Here is an 11,673-nt window from a genome sequence, read left to right on the forward strand (position 1 = left end):
TAATTTTTAATTTTTAATTCCTACTTCTTGGAAATTCTCGTTATGGCCGGCCAGCTTTTGCTGGGCCTGTCGCTGTTGGTGGGCTTGCACGAATTTGGCCACTTCGCCTTCGCCAAGCTGTTTAAAATCCGGGTCGATAAGTTCTACATCTTCTTCGACTTCCTGTTTCCGCTGCCGGCGGTGATGAATTTCGCCCTAGTCAAGAAAAAAATCGGCGAGACGGAGTACGGCATCGGCTGGTTCCCACTGGGCGGCTACGTGCAGATTCACGGGATGATCGACGAAACCCAGGACGCCGACGCCCTGGCGGGGCCCCCGCAGCCCGACGAGTTCCGCTCGAAGCCGGCCTGGCAGCGCCTGTTGGTGATGCTCGGCGGCATCATCATGAACGTGATTACCGGCATCGTCATTTTCTCGGCCATCACGATGCACTACGGCGAGAACTACCTGCCCGCCTCCGAGGCCCGCTACGGCATCCTGCCCAACGGCCTGGGCCGCAGCATGGGCTTCCGCACCGGCGATAAGATCGTGAAAATCAACGGCCGGCCCTTCGCCGAGTTTGACGAGGTGTACAAGCCCGAGGTGCTGTTGGGCTCGCACTCTTACTTCACCGTGGAGCGCGGCGGCCAACTGGTGGACGTGAACGTGCCCACCAACTTCATGGATAATTTTGCCCAGCAGCAGGATAGCCTGTTTGTGCGGCCCCGCGAGCCCTTCACCGTGGGCCGCGTGGTGGCCGGCAACCCGGCCGCTGAAGCGGGCCTCAAGCCCGGCGACCACATTGTGGCCATTGCGGGCAAGCCCATCCAGTATTTCGACGAGCTGCAAGCGGCCCTGGTGGCCAACGCCGGCAAGAAAACCACCCTCGCCGTGGAGCGCGACGGCCAGCCCCTGGCCCTGACGGCGGCTGTGACGGCCGCGGGCAAGCTCGGCTTCGAGCCCAAGCCCACCATGCACTTCGAGCAGCGCCAATACTCTCTGGCCCAGGCCATTCCGGCGGGTACCAGCAAAGCTTTCGGGGTGATTGGCCTGCAAGGCCGCGCCATTGCCAAGATTTTCCGCGGCGAAGCCAAAGCTTCGGAAAGCCTCGGGGGCCCCGTGGAAATTGCCCAGCAATACGGCGGGCAGTGGGACTGGCAGCGCTTCTGGGGCCTCACCGGCGGATTGAGCATGGTGCTGGCCTTCATGAACTTGCTCCCCATTCCGGCCCTCGACGGCGGCCACGTGGTGTTCCTGCTCTACGAAATCATTACCCGCCGCAAGCCGTCCGACAAGTTCCTCGGCGTGGCCCAGCAAATCGGGACGGTCCTGATTCTGATGCTGATGGCCTACGTCATCATCCTCAAGCCGCTACTCAAAGCCATCCACTAAGGCGGGCTTATCTCTTGTAATCAGAACGTCATGCTGAGCTCGTCGAAGCATCTCTACCGCATAAGTAATCATTTACTTAGCGGTAGAGATGCTTCAACGAGCTCAGCATGGCGTTCTTTAATTTAACCCATCTCTTTCCCGCTATGCTCTCCTTCGCCCCGTTGCTCGGTTTGGTTTTGGCGCTGCTGGGGGCCCCCACGCCCGCCCGGCCGGCGCTGCACGCCTACCACGCCAGCATCACGGAGCTGCGCTACAACGCGGCCAAGCAGCAGCTGGAACTGGCCACCAAGGTCTTTACCGACGACTTTGAGCGCGGCCTCTCGGAGGGCCGCCCGGCCCACGTGGACTTGCAAACGGCGGGGCCCGCGGGGACACTCATCGCCGCCGAGTACCTGCGCCGCACGCTGGTGCTGAAGACGCCCGCCGGGGCCCCACTGCCGCTGCAATTCATTGGCATGCAGCCCGAAAAGGATTCGTACTGGCTCTACAGCAAGGTGGCCGTTGCGGGCAAGGCAACCGGTGTGCAAGTGCGCAATTCTCTGCTGCTCGATTCCTTCACCGACCAGATGAACATTGTGAACCTAGAAGCCAACGGCAAGAAAGTCAGCGCCCTGCTGCGCCAGGGCCACGAGCAGGAAACACTGAGCTGGTAGCTCTGTAGCGCGGCCCGGGCTGCCGGCTTTTCGCCGGCTGCCCGGTAATCGTTGCGGCCGTTGCGCCGCCAGGGCCCTAATCTTTCACGGGCCCCCAATCTTCGGCAACGATTAACGGACAGCCGACGAAAAGCCGGCGGCCCGGCGCCATTCCTACCCTTCCAGCGCCTCGCGTAGAAAGCCGCAGAACGGCACTAGGGCCTCCAGCCGCGCCAGCACGTAGCCGCGAAAATCTTTCTGGGCTAGCACTTCGGCGTCGGGAATTTCCTGACTGACGGCGAAGCTTTTGTGCTTCAGAAATTCGATTTCGGGGTGGGCGGGGTCGTAGCCGGCGGGGGCTTTTTTGAGCCGGTCGCCACCTAGGCCGGCGAAATACTGGCGAAAGCCGGGGGCCCCCAGCACGGCGCGCAGGTCGTCGGCGTTGTAGTCGATTTCCTGGCGGATGGCGGCCAGCTGCACCTTGTCGGGCTGGTAGAGGCCGGCGGCCACCAGCGTACTACCGGGGCCCACCTGCACGTAGTAGCCGGGCGCGTCGATGTCTTTGCCCGCGCTGGCGGTGAAGTAGGCCGAAAAGTGGGTTTTGTAGGGGTCTTTGTTCTTGGAGAAGCGCACGTCGCGGTAGATGCGGAACACGCTGGTGCGGCCCAGGGGCCCCGCCAGGGCCGGGTCGAGCCGGTTCAACTCTTGCCGCCAGAATGCGACATCTTCCTCGAAATCAGCCCGGAGGCGGGTGTACTCGGCCTTGCGCTCCTGGAACCAGGCGCGGTCGTTGTGCATGGCTAGGCCGGCGAGAAAGGTAAAAAGGGGAGAAAGCTGCATAGGGGTACCAACGAAAAACTGGGCCCCGCGGCCGATTAGCTGGGCCCCACAAAATAGCAGCAGCCACCCGGCGTTGTACAAATGCAAGGTGAAGCAGTACTTAGGCTACTGGCAACCACTTGAACGTCATGCTGAGTGAAACGAAGTGGAGCCGAAGCATCCCTATTGCTCAACTAATCATGATTACTGCTGCGGTAGAGATGCTTCGGCTCCACTTCGTTTCGCTCAGCATGACGAGCTATGCGTTCATCATACCACTACACACAATGCCCCGGATTGGCCCGGTTTTTCGTGCGTTCCCGTTTCGTACCGCTTTTTTTGTACCCATGAAGATTCCCGCTTTTTCCTTGCGCCTGGTCGTGCTGCCGCTGTTGCTGCTGGCCGGCGCCGCCCGCGCCCAGCAACCCACCGACCTGTGGTACTTCGGCCAGCAGGCCGGCCTGAGCTTCGCCGATGGGGCCCCTAAGCCTTTGCTCGATGGCAAGATGGCCACCTATGAGGGCTGCGCCGTGGCCACCACGGCCAAGGGCGAGCTGCTGTTTTACACCAACGGCATCAGCGTTTGGAACCGCCAGCACAAGGTGATGCCCAACGGCCAGCACCTGCTGGGCGGCACCAGCGCCACGGGCCCCGGCAGCAGCACCCAGTCGGCCCTTATTGTGCCTGATCCCGGCTCGGGCAACTTGTTCTACATCTTCACGGTGGCCCCACAGGGCGGGCGCGACGGCCTGCGCTACTCGCTGCTCGACATGACCCGCGCCGACGGCTTGGGCGATTTGCCCCGCACTAACCTGCTGCTGGTGCAGCCCGTGGCCGAAAAGCTGACCGCCGTGCGCCACGCCAACGGCCGCGACACCTGGGTGCTGGCCCACCGCTGGAACTCCAGCGCCTTCGTGGCCTACCTCGTCACGCCCGACGGCGTGCAGGGCAACAAGCCGGTGCTCAGCAGCGTGGGCAGCGTGAACTCGGGGCCCGGCCGCAACGCCATCGGGGCCCTAAAGTTCTCGCCCGACGGCCGGCACGTGGCCGCGGCGCTGTGGCGCGAAAACAACAAGTTTGAGGTGTACGACTTCGACCGCAGCACCGGCAAAGTCAGCAACCCCCGCAGCTACGGGCCCTATGCTGAGGCTTACGGCGTCGAGTTTTCGCCCGACGGCAGCAAGCTCTACGGCAGCTGCAACGGCACGGGCGGCGGCGAAACCCAGATCTGGCAGTTCGACCTGGCCAAGAAAGGCGCTGCCACGCTGGTGGGCCGCTCGGCCAACCGCAAGATTGGGGCCCTGCAACGGGGCACCGACGGAAAAATTTACGTGGCCCGCGAGGACAACCCCAGCCTCGGCGTCGTGCAAATGCCCAATGCTGCCGGCAAAGCATGCCAGTACGTCGATGATGGCCTCAAGCTGGGCGGGCGGCGCAGTAAATTGGGGCTGCCCAACTTCGTAGTGGTGCCTCAGTAAAGTAGCTGTTAGCCATTAGCTGCTGGCTGTTAGCTCTTATCCTTCGTTGATTTCAACACAGTTGTATAGCCCCGCAGCCTCGGCACGCTTTTTTTCTTAGGCGTGATTATCGTTGGCGCTAATCGTCCGCTTTTTCGCTATGAATAAATCTTCCTTCTTCGCGTTGCTGCTGGCCCTGTCGGGGGCCTCGCTGGGGGCCCAGGCCCAGTTTTCGCTGCCCAAAATCGGTGGCCTCAAGCTGCCCACGCTGGGCAAAACCACCCCGGCCACCGGCACCAACGGCGTGCCCTCGGGCGTGAGCAGCACCGAAGCCGCCAGCGGCCTCAAAGAAGCCCTCATCCAGGGCATCAGCAAGGGGGCCGACCAGGCGTCCAAGACCGACGGCTTCAACCTCAACAGCCTGATTCGCATCCCGTTTCCGCCAGATGCGCAGCGCGTGGCCACTACGTTGCGCACCATTGGGCTGGGCAGCCAGGTCGACAAGTTTGAGCTGTCGCTGAACCGCGGCGCCGAAGACGCGGCCAAAAGCGCCAAGCCCATCTTCCTAAGCGCCATCAAGAGCCTGTCGTTCAGCGACGTGTGGGGCATCCTCACCGGCTCGAAGGACGCCGCCACGCAATATCTCAAGCGCACCACCACCACGCAGCTCACCACGGCCTTTCAGCCCATCATGCAGCAAAGCCTTGAGAAAGTAGACGCTACTAAGTACTACACTACCCTCACTACGCGCTACAACCAGCTGCCGCTGGTGAAGCCCGTACAAACCGACCTCAACCAGTACGCCACCGGCAAGGCCATCGACGGACTCTTCACCCTCATCGCCCAGCAAGAGGCCGATATCCGCGAAAATCCCATAGCCCGCACTACCGCCCTGCTGAAAAAGGTATTCGGCGGCTAAAAAACTGTAGCGCGGACTTTGGGCTCTAGGGGCCCGATAGGCCGTCATGCTGAACGCAGTGAAGCATCTCTACCACGCGAGTAATCAAGGGTTACTGCCGCAGTAGAGATGCTTCACTGCGTTCAGCATGACGGCCTGTTCTATTAGCTATATCCAATTTTAACAGTGAGCTAAACCGCATTAGCCGGTAAGTTTGCGGGGCCCACTTAGGGCCCCCACTCCTACTTTGCCCGCCCCCCGCCTTTCCGCTGCTGCTTTTGTTGAGGGCCTATTGGCTGGGCAGCGCGGCGTGCTGAGCCGGGCCATTACGCTGGTGGAAAGCACGTTGTCCGCCGACCAAGCCCTGGGCCAGGAGGTGCTGCAAGCCGTGCTGCCACACACCGGACGCAGTCTGCGCGTGGGCATCACGGGCGTGCCGGGCGTGGGCAAAAGCACGTTTATTGAGGCCCTGGGCCGCCACGTGGTTGAAAACCTGGGCAAAAAGCTGGCCGTGCTGGCCGTGGACCCCAGCAGCCAGCGCGGCGGCGGCAGCATCCTGGGCGACAAAACCCGGATGCCGTGGCTATCCGCCCACCCGGCGGTGTTCGTGCGGCCCTCGCCGGCCGGAAATAGCTTGGGGGGCGTCACGCGGGCCACGCGCGAGGCGCTGCTGCTGTGCGAGGCGGCGGGCCACGACGTCATTTTCGTTGAAACCGTGGGCGTGGGGCAGTCCGAAACCGCGGTGCACGGCCTGGTCGATTTCTTCCTATTGCTGCTGCTGGCCGGGGCCGGCGACGAGCTGCAGGGCCTCAAGCGCGGCATCATGGAAATGGCCGACACGCTCTGCATTACCAAAGCCGACCAGGCCAACGAGCAGGCCGCCCGCCGCGCCCGCGTCGATTACCAGAGCGCGCTGCACCTGTTTCCGCCCGCGCCCTCGGGACAGGTGGTGCCGGTGCTGCTCACCTCCGCCGTTACCGGCGCGGGCCTGCCCGAAACTTGGGCCACCATCGAAACCTATGCCGCTGCGGCCCAGGCCAGCGGTTACTTCGCGCAGCGCCGGGCCGAGCAGCAGCTCCAGTGGTTCGAGGAGGCAGTGCAGCAGGCACTGGCGGCGCAGTTCTACGGCCGGGCGGGGGTGCGGGGGGCCCTACTAAGCGTGCGGGCGGCCGTGGCGGCCGGGCAGCTCACGCCCTGGGCCGCGGCGGAACGGCTGCTGGGGGCGGGGTAGCGCGCCGCGGGGCAACCGGTACAGGATTTTTGGGGTTAGCATTGGGCAATGTGGGGGCCCCACGCATTGGCCATTTCTTCCTGTTCACTGATAACTGTTCACTGATAACTGCTAAACCCCATGCCCGTTCGCCGCTACCCGACCCTGCACAATTACGTGGAAGCCAACCGCCGCACTACGCCCGAGTACGACGACGTGGCCCTGGAGCTGCTGGAAGGGGCCCTGCCGCCCAGCCTGGTGGGCACGCTGCTGCGCAACGGCAATGGCCACTTCGAGCAGCACGGCGTGCTCTACGACCACCTCTTTGATGGTGACGGGATGGTGGCGCGGTTCGTGTTCGATGGGCAGACGGTGCGCTACCGCAACCGCTACGTGCGCACCGACGAGTTTGTGGCCGAGGAGCGGGCCGGGCGCATGCTCTACCGCAGCTTCGGCACCAACCTGCCCGGCGGGCTGCGGGCCAACTTCCTCAAAACCCAGTTCAAGAACACCGCCAACACCAGCCTGGTGCAGCACGGCGGCCAGCTGCTGGCCCTGTGGGAAGGCGGCCTGCCCCACGCCCTCGACCCCGCCACGCTGGCCACCCGCGGCCGCTTCGACTACGGTGGGGTGCTGCGCAATCCGTTCTCGTGGCTCGACCGGCGCATCACGCCCGAGCTGCCGTTTTCGGCCCACCCCAAGGTGCACCCCACCACCGGGGTACTGCACAACTTCGGCACCGTGGCCGGCACCCAGCACCGGCTGGTGCTCTACGAGGTGAGCCCCGCCGGGGAGGCCCGGCTGGCCCACGCGCTGCCCATGCCGGAAGCCACCTTCGCCCACGACTTCGTGCTAACCGAGAGCGGGCACCAGATTTTTTTCCTGACCCCGGTAGCCTTCGACGTGTTGCGGGCCTTCGCGGGGCTGACCTCGCCGGCGGCCTCCATCAAGGTGAACCCGGCCCAACCCACGCAAATCATCGTGGTGGGCCCCGACGGCACCGTGCACCGGCTGCACACAGATTTCGGCTTCACGTTTCACTTCGTGAACGGCTACCAGGACACCGACGGCACACTGGTGGCCGACGCGCTACTGCTCGGCAACTATCCCGATTCGGCCAGCATGAAAGCCTACTTAAGCGGCCACTTGCCCGACGATCAGCCCCAGGCCCGTTTCGTGCGCTTCCGCCTCGACCTGGCCGCCGGCACCGTGACCCGGCAGTCGCTCGCGGACTGCGAGGGCGAGCTGCCCGAAATCCACCCCGACCGCGTGGGCCGCCCCTACCGCTACGCCTGGACCATCGGCCGGCCATCGGGCCACCCCCTGCCCCTGCTTGACCACCTAATCAAGCTCGATGTGCAAACCGGCGAAGTGCGCCACGCCTACGCCCCCGATACCCTGTGCAGCGAGCCCGTAGTAGTGCCCCGCCGGGCCCCCAACGGCGCCCCCAAACCCGCCGAAGACGACGGCTACCTAGTGTACCTGCGCTACTCAGCCCCCGACGACGCCACCGATCTAATCGTGGCCGACGCGGCCGATTTGCGCCTGCTGGCCCGCTTGCGGCTACCGCATAATATCCCGCTGGGGTTTCATGGTATGTGGCTGAAATAGGGCCCCGAGCGGCGGCAACTGGCAGAACGGCGCTAGCAAACAGCCCTGGATGGCGCTGAGGGCCCTATTTTCCTTTCAACTCATTTAGATACACTTTCAGCACAGAGTATCTACCGGGGCCCGGTTGGGTAGACGGTCGATTTACATTGTCTTGTTACAGATTATTGATTAAGATCGGCAAACAACTATTACATTTGTGCGTAATTTAAGCACAAAAAGGGTGCCGGCCGACAGGCCGACACCCTTCCAACTACCTGAGGTAATGAGCGATGAGATAGAAGCCAATGGCTTTAGCCGCACCTTTCAAAACCTCTAAAAAGACCGGTCTCCACCAATCTTTCAGTAGTTTCTTCGCGCTGTCCTTTTTCATTTTGCCTAGAAGAAAGGGTTGCACTCAAACCCCCACTTCTCGAAGCCTCGACTGTTCCACCAGTTGGGGCTTCTCTTTTTTTGCAAAAGAGCTTAGGGCTGGGGGACATGCCCCAGCGCGAGTTCGACAAAAGTACGATGGCTATGTAGTGTTACCAGCAACTGGGCGGGGCAAAACGGGGCAAGCTGGTCACGGTGCTCAAGCCCAAACGAGCCTCGCAGTGCATTTTCTTACTAACCCTTCGTTCTTGCTATTTGCTAAGCGACTGGTCGATAGCATTCAATGGCAGCCGCTTTACTTGCCCTGCTTTGCCCCGCCTGCTAGCCGTCCTTCTTAATTGATGGCTTCACTTCCAACTTACTGGATAGTATGACTGCTTTGGCTTCTACCTCTTTGCGGGCTAGCAGTTCGTACATTTCGGTAATCAGTATTTTATCACTTTCCCGCCAGCTCGGCCAGGTACACCTCCAGCATGGGATAGCCGCCGGGGCCCACTTTAGCGCGGTCGGCGGCATCCTTGAGGTTCAACTTGTGAGCGGTTTCCCAGGCGTCGGGGAGGCCGTCGTGGTCGGCATCGGCGGGGGCGGGGTCGGGTTTTAGGAGGGGCCAGGCGTCGCGCGAGGTGCCGTGGGGGTAGCCGCCCTGCACGTCGGTGAGGGCCCCGGTGCGGGTGCGGACCTCGCGCACCAGCTGCTGGTCGAGGGAGTCGCGCTGGGGGCGGGTGGCATCGGCGTGGTAGTGCACCACTACCTTGGCGCTGCGGGCGGCCAGGGCTTCGGCCGCCTGGCGGCCCGTATTGCTGGAGGCACCCGTAATGAGGGCTACTTTGCCGGCAAATTCTTGCGCAAATTCTATATGGCGAAGGGCTTAGCGTTGACGTCCTTATCAACAATACAAAGGTCCCCCGGCGGGCGGGCGGCCAAAAGGTGCATTGGGCAGAAGTACTGATACTTCCGGCAGAGTTACGGCATTGGCGGCAGGCCGCGGCGGTACTGGGTGGGGGTTTGGCCGGTGTGCTTGCGGAAATACTTGGTAAAATTGGTGGGCTCCTTAAAGCCGAGCTGGTAGGCCACCTCGGCCACTGCCAGGTCGGTGCGGTGCAGCAGGGTGCACGCCTCGGTGAGGCGCCGCTCGGCCACCCACTGGCCCACCGTGCGCCCGGTTTGCTGCTTCACCATGGCCCCAAGGTGCTTGGGGTGGATGTGCAGCTGATCGGCGAGCTGCTGCGCCTCGGCGGGCGCGTGGCCCGCGGCCCCCCCAAGCTGCTAAACTGCTCGGCCAGCAGCCGGTAAAACTGGTCCACAATGGCCTCGGGCCGGTTGCGGGGGCTGATGTGCAGCCGCGTATCGCGCAGCAGCTCCTTCACATAGAGCAGAAACGAGCCCAGCAAATTGCCCAGAATCGACTCCTTCAGCGGCGAATTGCCCGCGTACTCGTGCGCCATGAGCTGGCAGAGGCTGGCCAAGCGCTCCTGCATGGCCGGCCCCAGGCGCAGGGGCGGCGTGGAGGCCGCCAGCAGAAAGGGAAATTCCTGGCTGGGCTCGCCGCGGCCGTGGGCGCGCAGAAAGTCGTAGGAGGCCGTCAGCATAAACCCTTGCCAGGGCTGGGTTATCTCGAAGGATTTCAGGTGGCCGGGGTTGGTGAAGTAGAACACCGGCGGCACCAACTCAAACTCGTGGTCGTCGACTACATAATGCCCCCACCCGCCGTAATGAAAAGAAAAGCGAAGTAATTGGTGCGGAAAGCCGGCGACTTTACGAGCCCCGGCCCTTGCAGGCCCGCCAGGGCATGAATGGTCATGTCGGCCTCCTGCGGCGCCCTTTCGAGGCCCATCGAGCGGTACAGCTCGGAAACCTGGCCATAGATAACGGGTAGCGACATGGCAGTAGTGTAATTATTTTTTAGACACAACCACTTGGCTGCTTGCGGGCGGGGGCGGGGCTAGCGGCACCCAGCGCTTGCCGTCGAAGTGCTTTTTTACCTGCCGGATGGCCTCCAGCAGCACCAGGTACTGGTGGCTGAGGCGGAAACCCTGGCGCGGGGCGAGGCTGGCCTCCACCTGCTCCAGGGTTTCGTCGAGGTCGAAGCGGGCGCCGTCGTGGCGCACCGGAAACGTGGTTTTGTGCTTCGAGCAGGCGTAGGCCACCGCAGCGGCGGGCGCCACCAGCAGCTCGTCGCGGTAGTCGGGCGCGGGCTGAAACGCGACCAGCAGCCGGCTTAGCTGGCCCCGCCGGGGGCCCCCAGTTTGCGGAGGGTGAAATGCCAGCGCGCAACAGCGCTGCGCATCGCGGGACTTGGGCACGCCCGGCAACCTATCACTTAGCCCTCGTCCTCACCGGCCGTGATCTGTGCGTGGTTGAGGGCCGCCACCAGGGCCAAGCCGCCGATGATGTTGCCCAGCAGCGCCGGTACCACGAAGCCGCCTAGGGCCTCGCCCCAACCCGCTTGGCCCATTGCGGCGAGGGTAAAGACCTCGACCGACCCCGCGATGACGTGGCTGAAGTGCGCCACGCCCACGATGTAGGTGACGAAGATGATGACCCAGAGCCGCCCCTGCTCCGCAAACGGCAGCAGCCACACCATCAGGGCAATCATCCAGCCCGCAAACACGCCCCGCACCAGGGTCGTCCAGAAATCGTGGCGGAGCGCCGTGTGCCCGATGTGGGCAAACTCGGCCTTTACTTCCGGCTCGAAAGCTGGCAAATAGACAATGGTAAGCGCCACCATTAATGCCCCCAATAAATTGGCGAACAGCACAATGCCCCATAGCCGGCCCACGTTGCGCAGGCACGCCCAGGTGGGCTCCTGGAGCAGGGGCAGAATGGGGGTGAGGGTATTTTCGGTGAAGAGCTGCTGCCGGCCCAGAATCACTATGAGAAAGCCCAGGCTGTAACCCAGGCTGGCCACCAGCGGCTGCCAGGTGGCGTCAGGCAGGTAGTGCATCAGCAGGCCCTCGGCAATCATGGAGAAGCTCATCGACAGGCCCGCCGCCAGGCCTGACCAGAACAGCGCCACCGACGGGCGCTCCAGCTCCTCGGTGCCCTCCGCGACGATGGCTTTGTAGATGATTTTGCCCGAAGGCGCGCTTCGCTCTTGCGCTTCGCGCTCCTCTTTAGCTTCCTTTTGCTGCGGGGTGGGCGGCGGCCCACCGGCGGCGGCCTGGGCAAACTGGGCGGGGGGCTGCTTCATGCACCGCTTAAACGCAAAAGCCACCGCCAAGGCCAGGTCAGCGCGGGCCCGCCGCCCCACGCGCCCGCAAAACCAACGCCGCCAACGCCGCCCGGCCTGCACCTACGGGCCCGCTC

General features: G+C 63.4%; 13 protein-coding genes. 6 read left to right on the forward strand and 7 right to left on the reverse strand.

Going from position 1 to position 11,673, the window contains the following annotated elements; genetic code table 11:
• The first annotated feature begins 27 nt into the window (after positions 1 to 27).
• Entirely contained in the window at positions 28 to 1,371 is a 1,344-nt protein-coding gene (gene rseP / locus BEN49_RS18755; protein ID WP_070745974.1) for an RIP metalloprotease RseP, read from the forward strand.
• A 143-nt stretch (positions 1,372 to 1,514) separates the two neighbouring features.
• Complete coding sequence (locus BEN49_RS18760; RefSeq protein ID WP_083326243.1) at positions 1,515 to 2,024, forward strand: DUF6702 family protein; 510 nt, start codon at positions 1,515 to 1,517, stop codon at positions 2,022 to 2,024.
• A gap of 153 nt (positions 2,025 to 2,177) precedes the next feature.
• On the opposite strand, the gene BEN49_RS18765 is transcribed toward BEN49_RS18760, so the two are convergent.
• On the reverse strand, positions 2,178 to 2,843 hold the full coding sequence (locus BEN49_RS18765) for a DUF2461 domain-containing protein (RefSeq protein ID WP_070745987.1): 666 nt from the start codon (positions 2,841 to 2,843) through the stop codon (positions 2,178 to 2,180).
• 326 nt (positions 2,844 to 3,169) lie between these two features.
• On the opposite strand from BEN49_RS18765, the gene BEN49_RS18770 reads away from it, so the two are divergent.
• The 4 genes from BEN49_RS18770 to BEN49_RS18785 all read left to right on the forward strand — a co-directional run bounded on the left by BEN49_RS18770 (position 3,170) and on the right by BEN49_RS18785 (position 7,998).
• The gene (locus BEN49_RS18770; protein ID WP_070745975.1) at positions 3,170 to 4,300 is read left to right on the forward strand and encodes a TolB-like translocation protein; all 1,131 of its coding nucleotides are present in this window, start codon (positions 3,170 to 3,172) and stop codon (positions 4,298 to 4,300) included.
• Between the two features lie 139 nt (positions 4,301 to 4,439).
• Positions 4,440 to 5,198 (forward strand): DUF4197 domain-containing protein, encoded by a 759-nt coding sequence (locus tag BEN49_RS18775; protein ID WP_070745976.1) that lies wholly within the window; start codon positions 4,440 to 4,442, stop codon positions 5,196 to 5,198.
• A gap of 226 nt (positions 5,199 to 5,424) precedes the next feature.
• Positions 5,425 to 6,408, forward strand: a complete 984-nt coding sequence (meaB, locus tag BEN49_RS18780; RefSeq protein ID WP_070745977.1) for a methylmalonyl Co-A mutase-associated GTPase MeaB — start codon at positions 5,425 to 5,427, stop codon at positions 6,406 to 6,408.
• A 120-nt stretch (positions 6,409 to 6,528) separates the two neighbouring features.
• Positions 6,529 to 7,998, forward strand: coding sequence for a carotenoid oxygenase family protein (locus tag BEN49_RS18785; protein ID WP_070745978.1), 1,470 nt, complete (start codon positions 6,529 to 6,531; stop codon positions 7,996 to 7,998).
• 805 nt (positions 7,999 to 8,803) lie between these two features.
• On the opposite strand, the gene BEN49_RS18790 is transcribed toward BEN49_RS18785, so the two are convergent.
• The 6 genes from BEN49_RS18790 to BEN49_RS18815 form a co-directional block, all read right to left on the reverse strand.
• Entirely contained in the window at positions 8,804 to 9,115 is a 312-nt protein-coding gene (locus BEN49_RS18790) for a hypothetical protein (protein ID WP_070745979.1), read from the reverse strand.
• A 215-nt stretch (positions 9,116 to 9,330) separates the two neighbouring features.
• Entirely contained in the window at positions 9,331 to 9,546 is a 216-nt protein-coding gene (locus BEN49_RS18795; protein WP_070745980.1) for a helix-turn-helix domain-containing protein, read from the reverse strand.
• On the reverse strand, positions 9,540 to 10,031 hold the full coding sequence (locus BEN49_RS18800) for a hypothetical protein (protein ID WP_239692006.1): 492 nt from the start codon (positions 10,029 to 10,031) through the stop codon (positions 9,540 to 9,542). The genes BEN49_RS18795 and BEN49_RS18800 overlap by 7 nt, the downstream gene beginning before the upstream one ends.
• Before the next feature lie 23 nt (positions 10,032 to 10,054).
• Entirely contained in the window at positions 10,055 to 10,249 is a 195-nt protein-coding gene (locus tag BEN49_RS18805; RefSeq protein ID WP_070745982.1) for a hypothetical protein, read from the reverse strand.
• A 13-nt stretch (positions 10,250 to 10,262) separates the two neighbouring features.
• Positions 10,263 to 10,670 carry a LytTR family transcriptional regulator DNA-binding domain-containing protein gene (locus tag BEN49_RS18810; RefSeq protein ID WP_158023010.1) on the reverse strand — a complete coding sequence of 136 codons (408 nt, stop codon included), beginning with the start codon at positions 10,668 to 10,670 and terminating at the stop codon, positions 10,263 to 10,265.
• A 17-nt stretch (positions 10,671 to 10,687) separates the two neighbouring features.
• A complete protein-coding gene (locus tag BEN49_RS18815; RefSeq protein WP_070745988.1) occupies positions 10,688 to 11,557 on the reverse strand; it encodes a formate/nitrite transporter family protein in 870 nt (289 codons plus the stop codon).
• Positions 11,558 to 11,673 lie beyond the last annotated feature (116 nt).

The organism is Hymenobacter coccineus, from assembly GCF_001816125.1.
Classification (GTDB): domain Bacteria; phylum Bacteroidota; class Bacteroidia; order Cytophagales; family Hymenobacteraceae; genus Hymenobacter; species Hymenobacter coccineus.

Excerpts from the sequence above, each read along its gene's own strand:
- BEN49_RS18760 (WP_083326243.1), top strand. The coding sequence starts at position 1,515 with ATGCTCTCCTTCGCCCCGTTGCTCGGTTTGGTTTTGGCGCTGCTGGGG.
- BEN49_RS18765 (WP_070745987.1), bottom strand. The coding sequence starts at position 2,843 with ATGCAGCTTTCTCCCCTTTTTACCTTTCTCGCCGGCCTAGCCATGCAC.
- BEN49_RS18770 (WP_070745975.1), top strand. The coding sequence starts at position 3,170 with ATGAAGATTCCCGCTTTTTCCTTGCGCCTGGTCGTGCTGCCGCTGTTG.
- BEN49_RS18775 (WP_070745976.1), top strand. The coding sequence starts at position 4,440 with ATGAATAAATCTTCCTTCTTCGCGTTGCTGCTGGCCCTGTCGGGGGCC.
- BEN49_RS18785 (WP_070745978.1), top strand. The coding sequence starts at position 6,529 with ATGCCCGTTCGCCGCTACCCGACCCTGCACAATTACGTGGAAGCCAAC.
- BEN49_RS18795 (WP_070745980.1), bottom strand. The coding sequence starts at position 9,546 with ATGGTGAAGCAGCAAACCGGGCGCACGGTGGGCCAGTGGGTGGCCGAG.
- BEN49_RS18805 (WP_070745982.1), bottom strand. The coding sequence starts at position 10,249 with ATGTCGCTACCCGTTATCTATGGCCAGGTTTCCGAGCTGTACCGCTCG.
- BEN49_RS18815 (WP_070745988.1), bottom strand. The coding sequence starts at position 11,557 with ATGAAGCAGCCCCCCGCCCAGTTTGCCCAGGCCGCCGCCGGTGGGCCG.